20 protein-coding genes are annotated in these 21,140 nt (G+C 72.9%); 13 read left to right on the forward strand and 7 right to left on the reverse strand.

Annotation, left to right across the window (positions count from 1 at the left end; genetic code table 11):
• Nucleotides 1-3: 3 nt before the first annotated feature.
• The 3 genes from F4692_RS05665 (at nucleotide 4) to F4692_RS05675 (ending at nucleotide 2,398) form a co-directional block, all read left to right on the forward strand.
• Nucleotides 4-1,269: an enolase C-terminal domain-like protein gene (locus F4692_RS05665; protein ID WP_179618613.1), complete on the forward strand. Its 1,266-nt coding sequence runs from the start codon at nucleotides 4-6 to the stop codon at nucleotides 1,267-1,269.
• A 145-nt stretch (nucleotides 1,270-1,414) separates the two neighbouring features.
• Entirely contained in the window at nucleotides 1,415-2,056 is a 642-nt protein-coding gene (locus tag F4692_RS05670) for an SRPBCC family protein (protein WP_179618614.1), read from the forward strand.
• 3 nt (nucleotides 2,057-2,059) lie between these two features.
• The gene (locus tag F4692_RS05675; protein WP_179618615.1) at nucleotides 2,060-2,398 is read left to right on the forward strand and encodes an ArsR/SmtB family transcription factor; all 339 of its coding nucleotides are present in this window, start codon (nucleotides 2,060-2,062) and stop codon (nucleotides 2,396-2,398) included.
• Nucleotides 2,399-2,601: 203 nt separating this feature from the next.
• Here F4692_RS05675 and F4692_RS05680 read toward each other — a convergent pair whose 3' ends face one another.
• The 3 genes from F4692_RS05680 to F4692_RS05690 all read right to left on the reverse strand — a co-directional run bounded on the left by F4692_RS05680 (nucleotide 2,602) and on the right by F4692_RS05690 (nucleotide 5,460).
• Nucleotides 2,602-3,276 (reverse strand): FadR/GntR family transcriptional regulator, encoded by a 675-nt coding sequence (locus F4692_RS05680; RefSeq protein WP_179618616.1) that lies wholly within the window; start codon nucleotides 3,274-3,276, stop codon nucleotides 2,602-2,604.
• Nucleotides 3,273-4,433 (reverse strand): L-talarate/galactarate dehydratase, encoded by a 1,161-nt coding sequence (locus tag F4692_RS05685; protein ID WP_179618617.1) that lies wholly within the window; start codon nucleotides 4,431-4,433, stop codon nucleotides 3,273-3,275. Before F4692_RS05685 ends, F4692_RS05680 begins: the two co-directional genes overlap by 4 nt.
• Before the next feature lie 85 nt (nucleotides 4,434-4,518).
• Nucleotides 4,519-5,460, reverse strand: a complete 942-nt coding sequence (locus F4692_RS05690) for a 2-hydroxyacid dehydrogenase (protein ID WP_308645169.1) — start codon at nucleotides 5,458-5,460, stop codon at nucleotides 4,519-4,521.
• A gap of 77 nt (nucleotides 5,461-5,537) precedes the next feature.
• Here F4692_RS05690 and F4692_RS05695 point away from each other — a divergent pair, with 77 nt between their 5' ends.
• From F4692_RS05695 to F4692_RS05715, 5 genes are all read left to right on the forward strand, one after another.
• Nucleotides 5,538-6,449 (forward strand): AEC family transporter, encoded by a 912-nt coding sequence (locus F4692_RS05695; protein ID WP_179618618.1) that lies wholly within the window; start codon nucleotides 5,538-5,540, stop codon nucleotides 6,447-6,449.
• 25 nt (nucleotides 6,450-6,474) lie between these two features.
• The gene (locus F4692_RS05700) at nucleotides 6,475-7,908 is read left to right on the forward strand and encodes an FAD-binding oxidoreductase (RefSeq protein WP_179618619.1); all 1,434 of its coding nucleotides are present in this window, start codon (nucleotides 6,475-6,477) and stop codon (nucleotides 7,906-7,908) included.
• Between the two features lie 29 nt (nucleotides 7,909-7,937).
• Nucleotides 7,938-9,080 (forward strand): CDP-glycerol glycerophosphotransferase family protein, encoded by a 1,143-nt coding sequence (locus F4692_RS05705; RefSeq protein WP_179618620.1) that lies wholly within the window; start codon nucleotides 7,938-7,940, stop codon nucleotides 9,078-9,080.
• A 20-nt stretch (nucleotides 9,081-9,100) separates the two neighbouring features.
• A complete protein-coding gene (locus F4692_RS05710) occupies nucleotides 9,101-9,538 on the forward strand; it encodes a DoxX family protein (protein WP_179618621.1) in 438 nt (145 codons plus the stop codon).
• 64 nt (nucleotides 9,539-9,602) lie between these two features.
• The gene (locus tag F4692_RS05715) at nucleotides 9,603-11,480 is read left to right on the forward strand and encodes a reprolysin-like metallopeptidase (protein WP_179618622.1); all 1,878 of its coding nucleotides are present in this window, start codon (nucleotides 9,603-9,605) and stop codon (nucleotides 11,478-11,480) included.
• Nucleotides 11,481-11,514: 34 nt separating this feature from the next.
• On the opposite strand, the gene F4692_RS05720 is transcribed toward F4692_RS05715, so the two are convergent.
• Both F4692_RS05720 and clpB read right to left on the reverse strand, forming a co-directional pair.
• Entirely contained in the window at nucleotides 11,515-12,345 is an 831-nt protein-coding gene (locus tag F4692_RS05720) for a CPBP family intramembrane glutamic endopeptidase (RefSeq protein ID WP_308645170.1), read from the reverse strand.
• Between the two features lie 78 nt (nucleotides 12,346-12,423).
• Nucleotides 12,424-15,006, reverse strand: a complete 2,583-nt coding sequence (gene clpB, locus F4692_RS05725) for an ATP-dependent chaperone ClpB (RefSeq protein ID WP_179618624.1) — start codon at nucleotides 15,004-15,006, stop codon at nucleotides 12,424-12,426.
• A 211-nt stretch (nucleotides 15,007-15,217) separates the two neighbouring features.
• Here clpB and F4692_RS05730 point away from each other — a divergent pair, with 211 nt between their 5' ends.
• From F4692_RS05730 to F4692_RS05750, 5 genes are all read left to right on the forward strand, one after another.
• Nucleotides 15,218-15,895 (forward strand): Crp/Fnr family transcriptional regulator, encoded by a 678-nt coding sequence (locus F4692_RS05730; RefSeq protein WP_210651214.1) that lies wholly within the window; start codon nucleotides 15,218-15,220, stop codon nucleotides 15,893-15,895.
• 81 nt (nucleotides 15,896-15,976) lie between these two features.
• Nucleotides 15,977-16,468, forward strand: coding sequence for a SigE family RNA polymerase sigma factor (locus tag F4692_RS05735; protein WP_179618625.1), 492 nt, complete (start codon nucleotides 15,977-15,979; stop codon nucleotides 16,466-16,468).
• Nucleotides 16,465-17,586, forward strand: a complete 1,122-nt coding sequence (locus tag F4692_RS05740; RefSeq protein WP_179618626.1) for a hypothetical protein — start codon at nucleotides 16,465-16,467, stop codon at nucleotides 17,584-17,586. The genes F4692_RS05735 and F4692_RS05740 overlap by 4 nt, the downstream gene beginning before the upstream one ends.
• 73 nt (nucleotides 17,587-17,659) lie before the next feature.
• A complete protein-coding gene (locus F4692_RS05745; RefSeq protein ID WP_179618627.1) occupies nucleotides 17,660-18,157 on the forward strand; it encodes a SigE family RNA polymerase sigma factor in 498 nt (165 codons plus the stop codon).
• Complete coding sequence (locus F4692_RS05750; RefSeq protein WP_179618628.1) at nucleotides 18,154-19,416, forward strand: WD40 repeat domain-containing protein; 1,263 nt, start codon at nucleotides 18,154-18,156, stop codon at nucleotides 19,414-19,416. The genes F4692_RS05745 and F4692_RS05750 overlap by 4 nt, the downstream gene beginning before the upstream one ends.
• 53 nt (nucleotides 19,417-19,469) lie before the next feature.
• Here the strand turns inward: F4692_RS05750 and F4692_RS05755 are convergent, their stop codons facing one another.
• Both F4692_RS05755 and F4692_RS05760 read right to left on the reverse strand, forming a co-directional pair.
• On the reverse strand, nucleotides 19,470-20,270 hold the full coding sequence (locus F4692_RS05755) for an MBL fold metallo-hydrolase (protein WP_179618629.1): 801 nt from the start codon (nucleotides 20,268-20,270) through the stop codon (nucleotides 19,470-19,472).
• Nucleotides 20,267-21,127: an NUDIX hydrolase gene (locus F4692_RS05760; protein WP_179618630.1), complete on the reverse strand. Its 861-nt coding sequence runs from the start codon at nucleotides 21,125-21,127 to the stop codon at nucleotides 20,267-20,269. The genes F4692_RS05755 and F4692_RS05760 overlap by 4 nt, the downstream gene beginning before the upstream one ends.
• Nucleotides 21,128-21,140 lie beyond the last annotated feature (13 nt).

The following is a 21,140-nucleotide window of genomic DNA, read 5'->3' on the forward strand; positions in this document are numbered from 1 at the left end:
CGGGTGAGCGCCAGCCTGGTCTCGCGGGTCGTCGTCACACCGGTCGCGTTCGAGGACCCGCCGCTGCTCAACGTGGTCGGCGTGCACCAGCCGTACGCCCTGCGCGCGATCGTCGAGCTGCACACCGACTCCGGCCTGCTGGGCCTGGGCGAGACGTATGCCGACGAGACCCACCTCGGCCGGCTCGAGGCGGTCGCCGCCGCCCTCCCCGGCCACGACCCCTACGACCTGCACGGCCTGCGCCGCCTGGTGACCGACGTGCTCGGGCGCGAGACGGGCGGGGGCGGCGCGTCGTTCGGCGGCATGCTCGACGTCGACTCCGCGGTGGACACCGTCTACTCCCCGTTCGAGGTCGCGTGCCTCGACCTGCAGGGGCGCGAGGCGGGCGTACCGGTCAGCGACCTGCTCGGCGGTGCCGTGCGCGAGCGCGTGCCGTTCAGCGGCTACCTCTTCTACAAGTGGGCGGGCCACCCCGGCTTCGCCGACGACGCATGGGGCGAGGCGCTGGCTCCCGAGCAGCTCGTCGCGCAGGCCCACCGGATGGTCGACGGCTGGGGCTTCGGCTCGCTCAAGCTCAAGGGCGGCGTCCTGCCGCCCGACGAGGAGTGCGACGCCATCGAGGCGCTGCGCGACGCGTTCCCCGACCTGCCGCTGCGCCTCGACCCCAACGGCGCGTGGACCGTGGACACCTCACTCGCGGTCGCCGACCGGCTGAGGGGCGTCGTGGAGTACCTCGAGGACCCCACCCCCGGCATCGCCGGGATGGCGCAGGTCTCGGCCGGCACGGACGTCCCGCTCGCGACCAACATGTGCGTCATCGCGATGGAGCACCTCCCGCCGGCCATCGCCCAGGACGCCGTCCAGGTCGTCTTGTCGGACCACCACCTGTGGGGCGGGCTGCGGAAGTCCGCGCTGCTCGGCCAGATCACCGAGGTGTGGGGCCTCGGGCTGTCGATGCACAGCAACTCCCACCTCGGCGTCTCGCTCGCCGCGATGGTCCACCTCGCCGCAGCGACGCCGAAACTGACGTACGCCTGCGACACCCACTACCCCTGGAAGACCCAGGACGTCGTGGCCGACGGCGTGCTCGGGTTCTCCGACGGCGCGGTCGCCGTGCCGACGGGCCCGGGCCTGGGCGTCGACCTCGACCGCGACCGGCTCGGCGAGCTCCACGAGCTCTACCTGTCGTGCGGCGTACGCCGGCGCGAGGACACCGTCTACATGCGCTCGATCCAGCCGGACTTCGAGGTCAACACCTCGCGCTGGTGACGCCCCTGCAGGTGGTCGAGTAGCCCGCGAGCCAACCCGAGCAAGGTGGTCGAGTAGCCCGCGAGCCCCGGCGAGCGGGCGTATCGAGACCCCTTCCGCTCTATCGCCCTTGACTTATATAAGCGTCGGCTGACACAGTCGGGCCATGTTCGACGTAGTCAAGCATCTGGGCGCGGTCACCCGCGCCGTCGAGGACAGCACCCACGAGGGCACGCCCGTCAAGGTCGTCGTCGCCTCCCGCACCTACCCCACCGACGCCGCCGACCTCTGGTCCGCCGTCACCGACCCCGAGCGGATCCCCCGCTGGTTCGCCCCCGTGTCGGGCGACCTGCGGCTCGGCGGCCGCTACCAGGTCGAGGGCAACGCCGGGGGCGAGGTCACCGCGTGCGAGGAGCCGCGGCACTTCGCGATCACGTGGGAGCTCGGCGGCCAGACGTCCTGGGTCGACGTCCACCTCGAGGAGGTCGAGGTCGGCACGACGCTGGTGCTGCGGCACGCGGCCGACGTCTCCGGCAACGACCACTGGCCGACGTACGGCCCGGGCGCGGTCGGCGTCGGCTGGGAGCTCGGCCTGATGGGCCTGGCCGAGCACCTCGCGACGGGGGGCACCATCGCGCACGAGGAGGTCGAGGCCTGGGGCGCCTCCGCGGACGGCCGTTCCTACCTGTCCGGCTCCGCGACCGGCTGGGGCGAGGCCGACGCGGCCGTCTCGGACGATCCCGAGGCCTCGCGGTCGGCCGCGGCGCGAACCGCCGCGTTCTACACCGGCGCCGAGCCCCCGGCCTGAGCGGTGCACGCCTTCGACGTCCTCGGCGACCCCGTACGCCGCCGCATCCTCGAGCTCCTCGCCGGCGGCGAGGCGAGCGCGGGCGACGTGACGGCGACGGTGCGCGAGGAGTTCGGCATCAGCCAGCCGGCGGTCAGCCAGCACCTGCGGGTGCTGCGCGACAACGGGTTCGCCCACGTACGCGCCGAGGGCACGCGCCGGCTCTACTCCGTCGACGTGACCGGCCTGCGTGCGGCGGACGCGTGGGTGGACCAGTTCCGTGCCTTCTGGGAGCCGCGGCTCGACGCCCTCGCGACGGAGGTCGCCCGCGGGAAGCGGGCCCGCCGGTCGGGCGGTGCGTGAGCCACGTTCCGCGGCCCGAAGAGATGTCTCACTCACCGCTCCCCGGCCCACCCCAGCCCCAGCGGTGCGTGAGACACCTTCCCCAGCCCGAAAACGTGGCTCACTCACCGCTCCCGGACCAACCCCAGCCCCAGCGGTGCGTGAGACACCTTCCGCACCCCGAAAACGTGGCTCACTCACCGCTCGAGCGGCCCGACCACCGGCTACCGGGCCACGCGCCGCCGGGTGTTCCCCAGGTGCAGCCGCATCGCGGCGCGGGCGGTCTCGACGTCGCCGGCCAGCACCGCGGCGGCGACGTTGTCGTGCTCGCGCTGCACGCGCTCGACGTGGGTCGCGTCGGTCATGGAGTACGCCTCGGCGAGGCGGGTGCGCGGCAGCATGATCATCATCGGGCCGAGCGAGCCGAGCAGGTCGACGTAGAACCGGTTGCCGGTGGCCCGCGCGATCGCGAGGTGGAAGGCGAAGTCGGCCTCGACGGCCCCTTCGTGGCCGGCGCGCAGGAAGCCCGCGAGCGCCTCCTCGATCGCGGCGACATCGCCGGGCGCGTGGTGCTGCGCGGCGAGGGCGGCCGCCTCGCTCTCGACGCCGAGACGGAAGTCGAGCATCGCCATCACGTCGGCCTGCGTGCGGATCGCGGACGACTCCACGCTGAAGCTCGACGACTCCGGCACCGCGAGCACGAAGGACCCGCGGCCCTGCTGGGTCTCGACGAGGCCCTCGGCCCGGAGCCGGGTCACCGCCTCGCGCACCACCGTGCGGGAGACGGCGTACTCGTCGATGAGCTCGGCCTCGGACGGCAGCTTGGCTCCCGGTGCGAGGTCGCCGGCCAGGATCTTGTCCTTGAGGCCGGCGACCACGCGCGCGGAGAGCGTCTTCATGCCGAGAAGGTAGCCGTCTCCACGGTGAGCTCCCGCATGCGCTCGGTGAGCGTGAACCCGAGGCCCGGGCGCTGCGGCACGAAGATCCTGCCGTCGCGGATCTCGATGCGCTCCTCGAAGAGCGGGTTCAGCCACTCGAAGTGCTCCACCCACGGCTCGGTGGGGTACGTCGCGGCGAGGTGGAGGTGGATCTCCATCGCGTAGTGCGGCGCCAGGTCGAGGCGGTGGTGGGCGGCGAGGGTCGCGAACTTCAGGAACGGCGTGATGCCGCCGATGCGCGGGGCGTCGGGCTGCACGATGCCGCGGTAGCCCGCGTCGACGAGGCCCATGTGCTCCGCGACCGAGGTCAGCATCTCGCCGGTGGCGATGGGGGTGTCGAAGGTCTGCGAGAGGTCGGCGTGGCCGACGTGGTCCCACGCGTCGAGCGGCTCCTCGATCCAGACCAGGTCGAACTGCTCGAGCTCGCGGCACATGCGGCGGGCGCGGGCGCGGTCCCACTGTTGGTTGGCGTCCACCATGAACGGGCCGTCGCCGAGGTGCTCGCGCAGCGCGGCGACGCGGCGCAGGTCCTCGCGCCAGTCGGGCTGGCCGACCTTGATCTTGATGCCGCCGATGCCGGACTCGAGGGACGCGGTCGCCTTCTCCCTGATCTCCTCGACCGAGGCCTGGAGGAAGCCGCCCGAGGTGTTGTAGACGCGGCAGGAGTCGCGGTGCGCGCCGAGGAGCTTGGCGAGCGGGAGGCCGGCGCGGCGGGCCTTGAGGTCGTAGAGCGCGACGTCGAGCGCGGCGACCGCCTGGGTGGCGACGCCCGACCGGCCGACCGACGCACCGGCCCACATGAGCGACTCGTAGATCTTGGCGATGTCGCTCGGGTCCTGCCCGATCGCGACGTCCATGACCTCCTTGAGGTGGGCGTACTGCGCCTTGCCGCCCGCGCGCTTGCTGTAGCTGAACCCCATCCCCTCGAAGCCCTGCTCGGTGGTGAGCTCGACGAAGAGCATCACCGTCTCGGAGAGCGGCTTCTGCCGGCCGGTCAGCACCTTGGCGTCGCTGACGGCGTACGGCAGCGGCAGCACGACGTGCGACAGCGAGATCGTGCGGATCGCGTCGCCCGTGCCGGGCACGGTCGCGGCGGGTGGGGTCAGGGTCTCGGTCATCGGGGGTTCCTCGGGTCGTCGCGAACTTGTATGATGAGTGTGCAACTCATTACATAAGTTCGTCAACCCCGAGAGGAGCGCCGTGTCAGCCGACCGGGGTCACCAGCTCACCGCGCTCGAGGAACGCGTCGACGTTGTCCAGGACGAGGCGGCCCATCGCCTCGCGGGTCTGGACGGTGGCGCTGCCCACGTGGGGCAGGAGCACCACGTCGTCGCGCCCGAGCAGGGCCTCCGGCACGTGCGGCTCGTCGGCGAAGACGTCGAGCCCGGCACCGGCGATCCGACCCTCCTCGAGGGCCGCGACGAGCGCGTCCTCGTCGACGACCGAGCCGCGGGCGACGTTGACGAGGTGGCCGTCGGGGCCGAGCGCGTCGAGGACCGCCGCGTCGACGAGACCCTCCGTGCCGGCGCCCCCCGGGGTCAGCACGACGAGCACGTCGCTCGCCGCGGCCAGCTCGACCGGCGAGCCGTGGTAGGTCCAGACGACGTCCTTCGGGCTGCGCGAGTGGTAGTGGACCTCGGCCCCGAACGCCTCGAGCCGCTGGGCCGCCGCCGTCCCGATCCGGCCCAGGCCGAGCACGCCGACGACCGCACCGCGTACGTCGCGGGTCAGGGGCGGCTTCTCCCCGCGGGCCCACGCGCCGCTGCGCACGAACCGGTCGGCGGCGCTGATGCCGCGCAGCACGTCGACCACGAGGAAGGCGGCCAGGTCGGCGACGGCGTCGGTGAGCACGTCGGGCGTGTTGGACACGACGATCCCGCGCCGGGACGCCTCCTGCACGTCGACGTTGTCGTAGCCCACGCCGAAGTTCACGATCGCCCCCAGGTCGGGCAGCGCGTCCATCTCGGCCGCGCCCGCCGGGGCACCGCCGCCCACGACGGCCACCTCGACCCCCGCAGCCCGGTCGGGGCCGCCGAGGTCGGCGAGCTCCGGTGCGGCGTACCGCTCCGTGAGCCACTCGCGCACGAAGGGCATCAGCCCCCCGAGCTGGACGACGCGGACCGGGTGCGGGGTGTCGGCAGTCACCACGCCATCCTTGCGGGGCGCCGGTCGCCGCGTCCAAGACGACCTCGCTATCGCACGATGCCCGCGAAGGGGGCTGCATGGGCCTGCTGATCGGCTTCACGACGATCATCGCCGTCATCGCGGCCGGCGTCGCCCTCGCGCACGCCGGAGTGCTGGACGCGCGGTCCCAGCGCACCCTCGGCGAGATCGCCTTCTTCGTCGCGTCGCCCGCCCTGATGGTCATCACGATCAGTCGCGTCCACCTCGAGACGGCCACCAAGAACCTCGTCGCGAGCTCGATCTCCCTCGCGGTCTGCTTCCTGCTGTACGCCGTGCTCGCGCGGCTGCGCTGGAGGCTGACGACCGGCCCGCTGCTGATCGGCGCCCTCACCTCGTCCTACGTCAACGCGGGCAATCTCGGCCTCGCCGTCGCGGCCTACGTCGTCGGCGACATCACCGTCGTCGTCCCCGCGCTGCTGGTGCAGATGATGGTCGTCCAGCCCGCCGCCCTGGTGGTGCTCGACCGGGTCACCGGCCGTGGCGAGGGGGTCGGCAAGGCGGTGCGCCGCCTGACCACCAACCCGCTCACGATCGCGGCCGTCATCGGGGTGGTCCTCGCCCTCACCGGCTGGCGGCTCCCCGAGGTGGTCGAGGCGCCGCTGGAGCTGATGGCTGGGGCGGCGATCCCGATGATGCTGATGTCCTACGGCGCGGCCCTCCGACTGAGCCCGGCGCTCGGGAAGGCCGGGCACAACGGCGAGGTGCTGCTCGCGACGGTCCTCAAGCTCGCCGTGATGCCGGTCGTCGCCTGGGCCGTGGGCACGGCGCTCGGCCTCGACGGCACGGTCCTGCTCGGCGTCGTGGTGACGGCCGCGCTGCCGACCGCGCAGAACATCTTCCTGCACGCCACCCGCTACCGCGTCGGTGAGGACGTGGCGCGCGAGACCATCCTGATCACGACGCTCGCCTCGCTGCCGGTGGTGCTCCTCATCGCCGTCGTGCTGGGCTGAGCACCCCGTCCGCCGGAGGAACCCGATGACCGACTCGACCGACCACCTGCTCGACCCCCTCCTCGACCGACTGCGTGCCGCCGTCGGCGACGCCCACGTCCTCACCGACCCCGCCGACGTCGCCGCCTTCGTCGTCGACTGGACCGGCGTCCACGAGGGGCAGGCCCTCGCCGTGGTCCGGCCGGGCTCCACGGCCGAGGTCGCCGACGTGGTGGCGGCCTGCCACGCGACGCGTACGCCCGTGGTGCCGCAGGGCGGCAACACCGGCCTCGTCGGCGGCGGGGTCCCCGACGCCTCCGGCACCCAGGTCGTGCTGTCCCTCGGCCGGATGCGCCGGGTCCGCGACGTCGACCCCGTGGCGGGCACCATCACCGTCGACGCCGGGGTCGTGCTCGCCGACGTCCAGGCCGCGGCCGCCCACGCGGGCCGGCTCTTCCCGATGTCCCTCGGCTCCGAGGGCAGCTGCACGATCGGCGGCAACCTCGCGACGAACGCCGGGGGCACCGCCGTCCTGCGCTACGGGATGACCCGCGAGCTCGCGCTCGGGCTCGAGGTCGTGCTCCCCGACGGTCGCGTGTGGGACGGGCTGCGCGGCCTCCGCAAGGACAACACGGGCTACGACCTCACCCAGCTCTTCGTCGGCTCGGAGGGGACGCTCGGCGTGATCACCGGCGCCGTCCTCCGGCTCTTCCCGGAGACCCCGCGGCACGCCACGGCGTGGGTCGCCGTCCCCTCCGTCGCCGCCGCAGTCGCACTCCTCGGCATCGCCCAGCAGCACGCCGGTGCGCACCTCGCGACCTTCGAGATCGCCAACCGTCAGGCGCTCGACCTCGTCCTCGCGCACCTCCCCGGCGCCAGCGACCCGCTCGTCGCGCCCAGCGACTGGTACGTCCTGGTCGAGCTCGCGGGCGCCGCCACCGATCGCGGGCTCGACGACGCCCTCGAGGCGATCCTCGGCGAGGCCGTCGAGGCCGACCTCGCCTCCGACGCCGCGGTCGCCGGCAGCCCGGCGCAGCGCGACGCGCTCTGGGCACTGCGCGAGGGCATCTCCGAGGCGCAGAAGGTCGAGGGGGCGACGCTCAAGCACGACGTCACGCTGCCGATCGCGTCGCTTGCCGCGTGGGCGGAGGCGATGGGCCCGGTCCTCGAGTGCGTGCTGCCCGGCGTACGGCCGGTGACCTACGGTCACGTCGGCGACGGCAACCTCCACTACAACGTCAGTGCCCCGGTCGGCGGCGACGACGACCTCCGCGCGGCGGCCCCCGCCCTGTCCGCCGCGATCTACGACTCCGTCGCCGCCGCCGACGGGTCCATCAGCGCCGAGCACGGCCTCGGCCGGACCAAGGCCGCGGCGGGCGCGGCGTACAAGTCCGACGTGGAGGTCGACCTCATGCGCGCGCTCAAGCGGGCCCTCGACCCGCACGGGCTGATGAACCCGGGTGTGCTGCTTCCCGAGTGAGGAGCGCCCCGCGTCCGTAGGATCCGTCCGTGAACGACACCCACGTCATCGCCCACTTCGGCGAGGACCCGTCCCGTGCCTACCAGCTGGCGCAGTGGCTCGACGTGCTCGCGGTGCTCGACGCGACCCGGCCGGTCACGATCGTGCTGCGCGACCCCGACGTCGCCGCGCTGCTGGCCGGACGTACGGTCCTGCCGGTGGTGGTCGCCGAGACCTACCCCGAGCTGATGGCCACCTATGCCGACCTGGACGCCAAGGTCGTCCTCTACGTCAACAACTCGCCGACCAACTTCGCCTCGCTCGTCGACGGCCGGATGCTGCACGTCCACGTCAACCACGGCGAGAGCGACAAGCAGAGCATGGCCAGCAACAACGCCAAGGCGTACGACCGCGTGCTCGTGGCCGGCGAGGCCGCGGTGCGTCGCCACACCGACGCGCTGATGGAGCTCGACACCGCCAGGCTCGTCCGCGTCGGGCGACCGCAGCTCGACCTGCCCCGCGAGCCGGTGCTCGCGCCGTCGCAGCGCCGCACGATCCTCTACGCGCCGACGTGGGAGGGCGACGCCGACTACAACGACTACACCTCGCTCGACGTCCTCGGTGTCGAGGTCGTCACGGCCGCGCTCGCCGTCCCCGACACCCGCGTGGTCTACAAGCCGCACCCCAAGGTGGTCACGAGCCTCACCCCGGCGGTGGCCGAGGCCCACCTCGCCGTGCTCGACCTGCTGGATCGCGCGGCGGCGGCCGACCCGTCCGCCGGGCACACCGCCGTCCTGGCCGGCGACATCCTCGCGGTGATGCCCGACTGCGACCTGATGGTCTGCGACGTGTCGTCGGTGGGGCTCGACTGGCTCTACCTGCGCACCGATCGCCCCCTCGTGCTGACCGACCGGCACGACGACCCGACCCGGTTCGCCGCCGAGGTGCCGGTCAGCCGGGGCGCCGACGTGGTGACGACGGCGACCGCCGCCGGTCTCGCCGACCTCCTGGCCGCCCGGCTCGAGCAGGACGAGCACCTGCTGGCGCGCCACCAGCTGCGCCGGTTCTACTTCGACGACCTCGCCGTCGGCGAGAGCACCGTCCGCTTCGTGCGCACGATCTCCGACCTCTGCGACCGGCGCGACCTGCTGCAGGGGCTCGGCCCCGACGAGGCCCTGCCCGCCCCGTCGTGATCCGCGCCTAGGCTGGGCAGATGAAGGCACAGACCCTCGGACGCGTCCTGCTCGGCGGATTCATGGTCACCGCGGGCGTCCTGCACCTCACCACGCAGCGCGAGGAGTTCCAGGCGCAGGTGCCGGGCTGGTTCCCGCTCGACGAGGACCTCACCGTCGTCGGCTCCGGCGTCGTCGAGATCGCGCTGGGCGGCGCGTTCATCGCCCTGCCGAAGCACCGGCGTACGGTCGGCGCGCTCCTCGCTGCCTTCTTCGTGGCGATCTTCCCCGGCAACATCGCGCAGTACGTCGAGGGCACCGACGCGTTCGGCCTCGACACCGACCGGGCGCGCCTCGTGCGGCTGTTCTTCCAGCCGGTGCTCGTGCTGTGGGCGCTCTGGGCGGGCGGCCTGCTCGGGCGCCGGCGCTCGACCGCCGAGGAGGAGCAGGCCCACGAGGAGGTCGAGACGGGCGAGTAGGCCCCAGGGGGTTTGAGGTCCGCCCCCCCGGGGCACGAGAGGTCCGACACCAAGGGGGACCTCCATGACCATGCCCGACCGCAGGCGCCGCGCCCTGCTCACCAGCGTCGCCGGCCTCTGCGCCATCGCGCTCGCCGCCACCGCGGCACCCGTCACCACCGCCACCGCGTCGTCCGGCGACAAGGTCCGGACCGTCGACCTGCTCAGCGCACCCACCTCGGCGCGCACCACGGCCGTCGACGGCGAACGCTCGCGCGGCGTGCAGGTCGACGTCACGGCCCTCGACGACCTGCGGACGGGAGACCGCGTCGGCCTCGACCTGTTCGAGGGCGCGTCGGTCACGGCGATCGTCGAGGACCGCACCCGCACGGCCGAGGCGACCACCTGGAGCGGTGGGCTGCTCGGTGAGGACGGCACCTTCACCGCCGCCGAGGTCGACGGCACCGTGCACCTCAACGTCGCGTCCGTGGAGCACGGCACCTTCGAGGTGGCGAGCACGCCGGGCGGTGCGTACGCCGTCACCGAGGCCGGTGCCATGCCGCCCACCGGACCGGACGCCGTCGACCCGGCCACCCACGACCTCGCCGAGGCCGCGCACGACCACGACCACGAGGCGAAGGACGTCCACAGGCGCGCACCGTCGGCGTACGCCCGCGACCTCGGACCGGCACGCCTGCGTGACGCGCCGGGCGTCATCGACGTCGCGATCGTCTACCCGGCCGCGCTGGCCACGCAGATGACCCCGGCCGCCCGCCAGGCCCAGTTCGAGCTCGGCATCGCCCAGACCAACGAGGCCTTCCGCAACTCCGGCATCCCGACGCAGGTCCGCCTGGTCGGCACCCGGCAGAGCGCCTCGACGCAGTCGACCAACCTCTCCACCAACCTCCGCGGCCTCGCGACGCCGGGCGACGGGCTCTTCGACGAGGCGCAGGCGCTGCGCGAGGAGACCCACGCCGACCTGGTGAGCCTCTGGATGGCCGGCAGCGTGCCCGCCGGCGCCTCGTGCGGCCAGGGCTACCTGAGCGGCATCAACCCCGCCAACGACGCCGAGTGGGCCGGCTGGACGGTCGTCTACGCCGCCAGCTGCGCGACGGAGTTCCGGGTCTTCACCCACGAGCTCGGCCACAACTTCAGCGCCGACCACAACGTCGGCGCCAGCTCGCCGCCGCTCGCCGAGAGCAAGCCCTACGCCCGCGGCTACGTCGACGTCCCGGCCAAGACCATCACCGTGATGTCCTACTACGAGCAGTGCGTGAGCGCGCAGGTCAACTGCACCCGCATCGGCTACTTCTCCAGCCCCAACGTCGTCGCCGCCGGCCGGGTCCAGGGCACGGCCGCGACCAACAACGTGCAGGCCATCACCGAGCAGATCGCGTCGATCGCGTCCTACCGCCAGTCGCAGATCTACCCCGGCTCGGTGGCCATCGGCGGCAACGCGCGCTTCAAGGCGTCGGCCACCGCGGCCAGCACGGAGTGGGCGCCGGCCGTCACGCTCGGCTACCAGTGGTTCGTCGACGGCGTCCCGGTGCCGGGCGCCACGGCCAGCACCTTCAAGGCGTCGCGCCGCGACATCGGCAAGACCCTCACGCTGCGCGTGACCGGCTCCGCGCCCTACTACGCGCCCGTCTCGGTCGACACGGCCGGCGTCGTGATCGGCAAGGCGGCCTTCCGGACGAAGCGGCCCAAGCTGCGCGGCGTCGCCCGGGCCGGTCGGGTGCTGTCCGTCTCGGTCAAGGGCTGGAAGCCCGCTCCGAAGAAGAAGTCCGTGAAGGTCCGCTACCAGTGGCTGAAGAACGGCAAGAAGATCAAGGGCGCCAAGAAGGCGACCTACCGCGTCCGCGCCAAGGACCGCGGCAAGAAGATCTCGGTCCGCGTGACCGTGAAGGCCAAGGACTACGCGAAGGCCTCGCGCACGTCGAAGAAGGTCAAGATCCGGCGCTGAGCGCACCGGTCGGGTACGCCGCCCGGGCGTACGCCTAGAGGGTCGGCAGCCAGTCGACCCTCCCGGCGAGGGCGGCGTACCCGACGAACGCGCCGACGTCGAGCAGCGTGTGCGCGACGACGAACGGCATCACGCGGCCCCAGCGGCGGAAGAGCCAGCCGAAGAGCAGGCCCATCGCGAGGTTGCCGACGAACCCGCCGAGGCCCTGGTAGAGGTGGTAGCTGCCGCGCAGCAGCGCCGCCAGGCCGATGGCCGCAGTGTCGCCGAAGCCGATCTGCCGCAGCCGCACCTGCACGAAGCCGAGCACGACGAACTCCTCGAGCACGGCGTTCTGCGCCGCGGCCAGGACCAGCACCGGGACCTGCCACCACTCCCCCGGGAGCGACTGCGCGACGACCGTGAGGTTGGTGCCGAGGGCGAAGGTCGCGAGGTAGAACACGACACCCACCGAGCCGACGCCCGCCGCCAGCAGCGCGCCGCGGCCCCAGTCGCCGAGGGTGCTCCAGCCGCCGTCGCGCGCCCAGACGTCGCGGAGCCGGCTGCCGGAGCGGACGAGGAGGTAGCCCGCGAGCGCGACCGGCACGAGCGCGAAGACGATCCGCAGCAGCTGGTAGGTCAGGTCGAGCCAGGGCCGGTCGGGGGCGAGGCTGTTGTTGAGGTTGGCCGCCTGCGAGGACAGCGGACCCGGCGCGGTGAGCGCCGAGACGATGCTGACGACCGAGTAGACCGCGCTGCGCCCGAGCGAGACGAACAGGACGAGCGCGACCTCGGTCCACAGCAGGGCCTTGGCCAGGTCCGGCACGCCACCCGGGACCGGGGTGTCACGCAACCGCCACCACGGACGTACGTCGGTCTGCGTGCTCACGGGACACAGCATCCCCCAGCCGGCTGAAGGACGGCTGAGGGATGGCTGAGTCGCGCTGGAGACGACCGGCGCGGCCCGTCAGCGCAGGACCAGGCCGTCCTCGCCCACGTCGACCGTGACCCCACCGCCGTCGGTGACCTGCCCGCCGATCAGCATCCGCGCGAGCGGGTCGCCGATGGCCGACTGGATCAGCCGGCGCAGCGGCCGGGCGCCGTACGCCGGGTCGTAACCGGTCTCGGCGAGCCACGCGCGCGCCGCGTCGGTCACCGTGATGGTGATCCGCCGGACCGCGAGACGCTGCTCGAGCAGCGCGAGCTGCAGGTCGACGATGTGGGCCAGGTCGTCCTTGGACAGCGCGTCGAACATGACGATCTCGTCGAGCCGGTTGAGGAACTCGGGCTTGAAGTGCGAGCGCACCACGCCCATCACCGACTCCCGCTTGACCGTCGGCTCGATCAGCGGGTCGACCAGGAAGTTCGAGCCGAGGTTGGAGGTCAGGATGAGCAGCGTGTTGCGGAAGTCGACCGTGCGGCCCTGGCCGTCGGTCAGCCGCCCGTCGTCCAGCACCTGCAGGAGGATGTCGAAGACCTCGGGGTGAGCCTTCTCGACCTCGTCGAGCAGCACGACGCTGTACGGCCGGCGCCGCACCGCCTCGGTCAGCTGGCCGCCCTCGTCGTAGCCGACGTAGCCGGGCGGGGCGCCCACGAGCCGCGAGACCGAGTGCTTCTCGCCGTACTCGCTCATGTCGATGCGGACGATCGCCCGCTCGTCGTCGAAGAGGAAGTCCGCCAGGGATTTGGCGAGCTCGGTCTTGCCCGTGCCGGTCGGGCCGAGGAAGAGGAACGATCCCGTCGGGCGGTTCGGGTCCGAGATGCCGGCCCGCGAGCGGCGTACGGCGTCGCTGACCGCGGTCACCGCCTCGGCCTGACCGATGAGCCGCTCGCCGATGACCGACTCCATCTCCAGGAGCTTGGCGGTCTCGCCCTGCAGCATCTTGCCGGTGGGGATGCCGGTCCACGCCTCGACGACGTCGGCGATCTGCTCGGCGCCGACCTCCTCGCCGACCAGCGGCTCGATGTCGGCCAGCTCGGCCCTCTCGACCTCGGCGATCTGCTGCTCGAGCTCGGGGATGCGGCCGTACTGGATCTCCGAGGCGCCCGCGAGGTCGCCGTCACGCAGCTTCTTCTCGGCCTCGATCTTGAGCGCGTCGAGCTGGCGGCGCAGCTCGCCCTCTCCCTGGAGCTGGTCCTTCTCGCGCTCCCAGCGCGTCTCGAGCCCGCGCAGCTCCTCCTCGCGGTCGGCGAGGTCCTTGCGCAGCGCGTCGAGCCGCTCCACCGAGGCGGGGTCGCTCTCCTTCTCCAGCGCGAACTGCTCCATCTTGAGCCGGTCGACCTGGCGGCGCAGCACGTCGATCTCCTCGGGCGAGGACTCGTGCTCCATCCGCAGGCGCGACGCGGCCTCGTCGATGAGGTCGATGGCCTTGTCGGGCAGCTGCCGTCCGGTGATGTAGCGGTCGGACAGCGTGGCCGCGGCCACGAGCGCGGCGTCGGTGATGCGTACGCCGTGGTGCGCCTCGTACTTCTCCTGGATGCCGCGCAGGATCTGGATGGTGTCCTCGACGCTGGGCTCGCCGACGAAGACCTGCTGGAAGCGGCGCTCCAGCGCGGGGTCCTTCTCGATGCGCTCGCGGTACTCGTCGAGGGTGGTCGCGCCGATCATGTGCAGCTCGCCGCGGGCCAGCATCGGCTTGAGCATGTTGCCGGCGTCCATCGCGGAGTCGCCGCCGGCGCCCGCGCCGACGACCGTGTGCAGCTCGTCGATGAAGGTGATGACCTGCCCGCCGGCGTCCTTGATCTCCTCGAGGACGGCCTTGAGCCGCTCCTCGAACTCGCCGCGGTACTTCGCGCCCGCGACCATCGCCGCGAGGTCGAGGCTCAGCACCCGGCGGCCCTTGAGCGAGTCGGGGACGTCACCGGCGACGACGCGCTGCGCGAGGCCCTCGACGACGGCGGTCTTGCCGACGCCGGGCTCCCCGATGAGCACGGGGTTGTTCTTGGTGCGCCGCGAGAGCACCTGGATGACGCGGCGGATCTCGGCGTCGCGCCCGATGACCGGGTCGAGCCGGCCGTCCTCGGCCGCCTTGGTGAGGTCGACGGAGAACTTGTCGAGCGACTCGTACGACGCCTCCGCGCTCTCGCTCGTCACCCGGCGGTTGCCACGCACGGCGGTGATGGCCTCACGCAGGCCGTCGGCGGACAGGCCGGCGGCGGTGAGCACCTTCTGCGCCGGCGACTCGACGGTCGCGATGGCGACGAGCAGGTGGTCGGTGGCGACGAAGTCGTCCTTCATCGACCCGGCGAGGTCGAGCGCCTGCGCCAGGACGCGCGTCAGCGACGCCGACGCGCTCGGCTGCTGGACGGTCGAGCCGGTCGCACGGGGCAGCTGCTGCTGCACCCCCTCCGCCTGCGCGAGCAGCGTGGCCGGGTCGACGCCGGCCTTCTGCACCAGGCTGCGGCTCGTGCCGTCCTCCTGCTTGAGCAGGGCGACGAGCAGGTGGACGGGCTCGGTGTTGCTGTTGCCGCCCGTGGTGGCGGCGAGCTGGGCGGCCTCGATCACCTCGCGGCTGCGAGTCGTGAACTTCTCGGCACCGAACTGGCTCAACTCATCTCCTCCGTGACTCGGGTGCGACCCACTCTGGTCGGTACTGGGTCCAACGCGCCAGAAGTTGAGTCGATTCCCCTCAACTCCGCAGAATTTCCGGCGGCCGTCGCCACGCGACCACGGGCGATCCCCGATGTGAGGCGGACCACGGCTAGGATCGTGACGATCCCGGACCCCACCTCGTCGGGACGCACTCACTTGGAGGACTCACGTGGACAACGACGTGCTTCGGCAGGCACCGCTGTTCAGCTCGCTCGACGACGAGGCGGCCACCGCCCTCGGCGGGTCGATGGCCGAGACGACGCTGCGGCGCGGCGACGTCCTGTTCCACGAGGGCGACTCCGGCGACAAGCTCTACATCGTCACCGAGGGCAAGGTGAAGCTCGGCCGCTCGTCCTCCGACGGCCGCGAGAACCTCCTCGCGATCATGGGCCCCGGCCAGATGTTCGGCGAGCTCTCCCTCTTCGACCCGGGTCCGCGCTCGGCGACCGTGACCGCCGTGACCGACGCGTCCTTCGCCTCGCTCTCCCACGACGACCTGCTGCGCTGGCTCGAGGGTCGCCCGCAGGTGGCGCGCGGCCTGCTCTCCCAGCTCGCCTCGCGGCTGCGCAAGTCCAACGACGTCGTGGCCGACCTGGTCTTCTCCGACGTGCCCGGTCGCGTCGCCAAGGCCCTCCTCGACCTGGCCGACCGCTTCGGCCGTACCGCCGACGACGGCGTCCACGTCCACCACGACCTCACCCAGGAGGAGCTCGCCCAGCTGGTCGGCGCCTCCCGCGAGACGGTCAACAAGGCGCTTGCCGACTTCGCCTCGCGCGGCTGGCTCCGCCTCGAGCCGCGCTCCGTCGTGATCATGGACCTCGAGCGCCTCTCCCGCCGCGCCCGCTGACCAACCTCGCCGAGATAGTCCTGCCCGGCTGACCCCCGCCGCGACGCACCCATGCGTCATGAGAGGTGAAGGGGGTTCGCGATGACCGATCGATCCGGGTTCGACCAGTTCGTCCGAGCGCGTGGCCCTGCCCTCGCGCGGACGGCCTACCTGCTGACAGGTGACCACCACCTCGCCGAGGACCTCGTGCAGGCCGCACTCGCCAAGGCCGCCCAGCACTGGGAGCGCATCGAGACCTCGCCCGAGGCGTACGTCCGTCGCACGATGTACCACCAGAACATCTCGTGGTGGCGGCGACGGCGGTTCACCGAGACCGCGCTCGGGTCGTACGACGAGCCGGTCGCCGCTGCCGACCCGAGCCTCCGGCTGACCCTCGAGCAGGCCCTGCGCCGACTCACCCCGCGCCAGCGGACCGTGCTCGTGCTGCGCTACTTCGAGGACCTCACCGAGGTCCAGACGGCCGCCGAGCTGGGCATCTCCAGCGGCGCGGTCAAGTCCATGGGACGCCAGGCACTGCGCCGGCTGCGCGACCTGGCCCCGGAGCTCGCCGACCTGGTGGGAGCAGACGCATGAGCACGAAGCTGCGCGAGGAGCTCGACGCCCTCGCCGACACCCAGACCTTCTCCCCCGACCCCGCCGCCTGGGACCGCGGGCGGCGGGCGCGACGCAACGCACGGGTCGTACGCGCCGCAGCCGCCGTCGCCGTCGTGGCGCTCGTCGTCGGGGTCGGGGCGCTCGCGGTGCGGCCCGACCGCGAGGCCCCGCAGCCCGCCGGGGTGCCGGGCGGAGCGATCCCGAGCCGGATACCCGAGCCCTCGGGCGAGGTGCTCACCGACCTCGCTGTCGGCCGCGCCTCGGTGGCGTACGTCGACGAGGCGGCGCAGCCCGTCCTGGTGGACGCCGCGACCGGCGACGCCCACCGCGTGGAGCTCCCCGACTTCCCGGACGCGGACGCCTTCGAGGTGTTCGCCGACCACCTCACCGGCTCCTGGCTCGCGCTGTCCCCGGACGGGACCCGGGTGGCGTACCCGACCGCGTCCGTCTACGAGGCGAGGGGCAGGGGCTACGTCGAGACGCCGTGGTTCCGCACGGTCGACCTCGTCACCGGGGCGAGCGAGCTCGTCGAACCACCCCAGTGCGGCTCCACCCCCTGGGCGATGACGTGGACGACGGACGGACGGATCGCGATCGACGTGATGGGCCGGCCGAGCTTCGAGGAGCCGGACCCGCCCGTCGTCAGCTGCGCGGTCGACCCGTCGGGCCGGAGCGCACGCCCCCGACCCCTCGTCGGCGTGACGGCGCCGGGTGGCGACATCAGCGCGACCTTCGCCGGGGCCGACCTGCGCTACACCGACCTCGCGGACGGCGGGCCGCCGGTCGACACCGCGGTGGACGCCGTGCCGTTCGTGACGTCCTCGGGCGCCGATGCGCAGCGCGACCTGCCGAGCGAGACCTATCCCGACGGCGCCAGCGTCCGACCGATCGGTTGGGCGGACGACAGCCTGCTCGTAGCGCAGGTCGGCGACGACCTCGTCCTGCTCACCTCTCCCGACCGCCCGGAGTCGGAGTGGGTCTGGCACACGCTCGTCGAGCACGTGCCCGACAGCCTCGGCACGAGCGTCGCGGTCGACCTGGTCCCCGACCTCGACGGCGATCCGGAGCAGGAGCTCACGCACGACTTCGGGGACTGACGCGAACTCCTCCTACTCTCGTGCCACCCGGCGCCCGCCCCGCGTGCGTCGTACGTCGTGAAGGGGGTGGGGCGTGATCACGGATGACGAGGCGGGCTTCGCCGAGTTCGTGGCAGGGCGGCAGGCCGCGCTGTCGCGCACGGCGTACCTGCTGACCGGCGACCACCACCTCGCCCAGGACCTGGTGCAGGCCGCGCTGCTCCAGGCGGCGCGGCACTGGCGACGGATCCACACCTCGCCCGAGGCGTACGTGCGACGGGCGATGTACCACCAGAACATCTCCTGGTGGCGCCGGCGCCGCTTCGCCGAGACGCCGCTCGAGACGTACGACGGCGCGACGGCCACGAGCGACCACGACCTGCGGCTGACCCTCGACCAGGCGCTCGCCCGGCTGACCGCGAAGCAGCGGACCGTACTGGTGCTGCGCTTCTACGAGGACCTCACCGAGGTCGACACCGCCCGCGCCCTCGGACTGTCCACCAGCACCGTGAAGTCCACGACCCGCCAGGCGCTCGCCCGGCTGCGCACGCTCGCGCCGGAGCTCGCCGAGCTGATCGGAGCAGACGCATGACCGACCTCAGGACCTCCCTCCGTCGTGTCGCGGACGCCGTCGAGCCCCTGCCCGTCGCCGACGACCTCTGGCACCGTGCCCAGGCGGCCCGGCGCCGCGGGCAGGTGCTGGCGGCTGCCGCCGTGCTGGCGATCATCGCCTCCGTCACGTGGAGCGCCGTGCTGCTCGGCACCGACGACCGGGAGGCGCGTACGGCCTCGCAGGAGGTGCCGGGCGGGGCGATCCCGAGCCGCATCGAGGATCCGGGAGACCTCCCCGCGACCGACGACCTCGCCGTCGGCCGGGCGTCGGTCGCGTTCGTCAACCGCGACGGCGATCCGGTGGTCCTCACCGCGACCGATGGTGTGCCGCATCGGCTCGCGCTGCCGGACTGGGACCGGTCGCGCCGCGCCCTGGCGCTGACACCCGACGGCACGGCCCTGGCCTACCAGCGGACACGAGGAGAGGACACGGTCCTCGTCAGGGTGGATCTGGGATCCGGACGCGAGCGCGTCCTGTTCTCCCAGCCGGGCGACTCCCTCACCTACGACTCACTCGCGTGGTCGTCGGACGGCACGCGTCTGTCGTGGTCGGCGTCGACGTTCGGTGACGTCCCTGCCGTGGGCGTCGTCGAACCCCTGCTCTCACGCTCACGCATCGTCGCGCTGCCCTACACCCCGACGAACGCGGTGGTCGCGCCGGACGGCACCTTGGCGATCTCTGCCGCCAACGGGGCTCTGCGCCTCGACTCCCGCCAGGGCGGATCGACGCGGATCGAGACCCAGCGGTCGGCCGTCGTTGCGGGTTTCTCCCCCGACGGTCGGTACGTCGCGCTGGCCACCGGGCCCGCGTCGGCCTCGTACACCCTCGACGTGCGCCGGCGCGTCGTGGTCGAGCACCCCTTCCCGGAGGGGACCCTGGGAGAGTCCGTGGTGCGACCGGTCGGGTGGCTGGACGACCGGCTCCAGCTGCTCGTGGTGCAGGCCCTCGACGGATCGGGAGCGGAGCTGGTGGTGACCACACCCGAGGTCGACGACACCAGCACATGGCGGCGCTCCGTCGGCTCGGTCGGCGGCCCGGGGGTCGCCAACTCGCTCAGCGTCGCCGTTGACCTCGTCCCCGACCTCGACGGGACCTCGTCGCAGCAGCTCACCCACGACTTCGGCGAGCCGGTTGCGGTTGGGCAACGCGACATCTCCTGGATGATCGGCCTCGGCGTGGCGGCCGCGATCGCCCTCGGGATGGCGCTGAGGTGGCTCTGGCGCCGGCTGCTGGGGTAGTCCGCATCGAAATTCATCCCCCACACCCGATCCGGCATGACGATTGATGCGGACTACCGGGGATCGGCCCCGGCCAGGTACGCCAGCTGGGCACGCACGGACAGCTCGGCGGCACCCCAGAGCACGGGGTCGACGTCGGCGTAGACGACCTCGACGACGGCGCGGGCCGGGTCGTCGGAGGGTGGCAGCGTCGCCAGCGCGGTGCGTACCTGCTCGAGGCGCTGCTCTCGGTGCGCGAGGTAGAGCTCGAGCGCCCCCAGCGCGTCGTCGATGACCGGGCCGTGGCCCGGCCAGACGGTGGTGATGCCCTGCTCGCCGCAGAGCGCGTGCAGGCGCTGGAGGGAGGAGAGGTACGCCCCGAGCTGGCCGTCCGGGTGCGCGACGACGGTCGTGCCGCGACCGAGGACGGTGTCCCCGGTGAGCACGGCGCGGTCCTGCGGGACGACGAAGGAGAGCGAGTCGGAGGTGTGCCCCGGCGTCGCGACGACGTGCACCTCGAGGCGGCCGACGCTGACGACGTCGCCCTCGCCGAGGCCCTCGGAGCCGAGCCGGTAGGCCGGGTCGAGGGCGCGCACGCCGCAGCCGTGACGCTCGGCGTACTCCCGCGCGGCCTCGCTGTGGTCGGCGTGGTGGTGGGTCAGCAGCACCGCGGCGACGTCGCCCGCCACGTCGTCGATCGCATCGAGGTGGGCTGCCATCGAGGGGCCCGGGTCGACGACGACGGACCGCGACGAGTCGGGGTCTCGCAGCACCCAGGTGTTGGTGCCGTCGAGCGTCATGATGTCGGCGTTGGGCGCGAGCACGCAGGTGGCGGTGGCGCCGAAGGTGCCGCCGGACCAGGGCGCGTGCGTCATCGGTCCGCCATCAGGGCGGCGTACGCCGGTGGGGTGGAGAGGATGAAGTCGTCACCGTCCTCGACGACCTCGGGCATGAACATCTCGACGGTCCGGCCCTCGGCCGCGGCGAGGACCGCCGACGGGTCGGGGTGCTGGCCGACCTCGAGGCACGTGAGCCACGTCGGTGGCAGCATCAGGATCTCCTGCCGCTCGACCTGCTCGACCGCGTCCAGCGCGCCGACCCAGGTCACGGTGGACGACTCGGTCGAGACGTCGCGGGTGACCTGGCCGTCGGGCAGCCGGGCGACGAAGAACCACGTGCGGTAGCGGCGCGGCTCGAAGACCGGGGTGAGCCAGCCCGACCACGCGCCGAGCAGGTCGGTGCGAAGCACGAGCGAGCGCTTCTCGAGGAAGGCGGTCAGCGAGATCTCGCGCGACTCGAGGGCGACCCGGTCGGCCTCCCAGTCGTCGCCCGTGGTGTCCGCGACGACCTCGGACGCGCTGGCGCCGGCGAGCAGCACCGAGGACTCCTCGAAGGTCTCGCGGACTGCCGCGCAGACGAGCGCCCGCGCCTTCGGCTCGTCGACGCCGAGCCGCGTGGCCCACTCGGCGGGCGACGGACCGGACCAGAGTCCGCGGTCGACGAGCTCGTCGTCGAAGTCTCGCGGGTCGACGCCGCCGCCGGGGAAGACGCACATCCCGCCGGCGAAGGCCATCGACGTCTGCCGGCGCAGCAGGTAGACCTCGGGACCGGCGGCGCCGGGGCGCAGCAGGACCACGGTGGCGGCGTCGCGCGGCTCGGCGGGCGTCGCGTCGCCGGTGGCGTACGCCCGGGCCTGGGCGACGAGGGCGTCCGGAAGCGGCAGCCGCTCCATCGGGTCAGCCCCC

It is taken from the genome of Nocardioides cavernae (assembly GCF_013410035.1).
Classification (GTDB): Bacteria; Actinomycetota; Actinomycetes; order Propionibacteriales; family Nocardioidaceae; genus Nocardioides; species Nocardioides cavernae_A.

What these genes read in the sequence shown, in the direction of transcription:
- F4692_RS05670 (WP_179618614.1), top strand. Translation starts at nt 1,415, where the DNA reads ATGTTCGACGTAGTCAAGCATCTGGGCGCGGTCACCCGCGCCGTCGAG.
- F4692_RS05680 (WP_179618616.1), bottom strand. Translation starts at nt 3,276, where the DNA reads ATGAAGACGCTCTCCGCGCGCGTGGTCGCCGGCCTCAAGGACAAGATC.
- F4692_RS05685 (WP_179618617.1), bottom strand. Translation starts at nt 4,433, where the DNA reads ATGACCGAGACCCTGACCCCACCCGCCGCGACCGTGCCCGGCACGGGC.
- F4692_RS05695 (WP_179618618.1), top strand. Translation starts at nt 5,538, where the DNA reads ATGGGCCTGCTGATCGGCTTCACGACGATCATCGCCGTCATCGCGGCC.
- F4692_RS05700 (WP_179618619.1), top strand. Translation starts at nt 6,475, where the DNA reads ATGACCGACTCGACCGACCACCTGCTCGACCCCCTCCTCGACCGACTG.
- F4692_RS05710 (WP_179618621.1), top strand. Translation starts at nt 9,101, where the DNA reads ATGAAGGCACAGACCCTCGGACGCGTCCTGCTCGGCGGATTCATGGTC.
- F4692_RS05715 (WP_179618622.1), top strand. Translation starts at nt 9,603, where the DNA reads ATGACCATGCCCGACCGCAGGCGCCGCGCCCTGCTCACCAGCGTCGCC.
- F4692_RS05735 (WP_179618625.1), top strand. Translation starts at nt 15,977, where the DNA reads ATGACCGATCGATCCGGGTTCGACCAGTTCGTCCGAGCGCGTGGCCCT.
- F4692_RS05740 (WP_179618626.1), top strand. Translation starts at nt 16,465, where the DNA reads ATGAGCACGAAGCTGCGCGAGGAGCTCGACGCCCTCGCCGACACCCAG.
- F4692_RS05750 (WP_179618628.1), top strand. Translation starts at nt 18,154, where the DNA reads ATGACCGACCTCAGGACCTCCCTCCGTCGTGTCGCGGACGCCGTCGAG.
- F4692_RS05755 (WP_179618629.1), bottom strand. Translation starts at nt 20,270, where the DNA reads ATGACGCACGCGCCCTGGTCCGGCGGCACCTTCGGCGCCACCGCCACC.
- F4692_RS05760 (WP_179618630.1), bottom strand. Translation starts at nt 21,127, where the DNA reads ATGGAGCGGCTGCCGCTTCCGGACGCCCTCGTCGCCCAGGCCCGGGCG.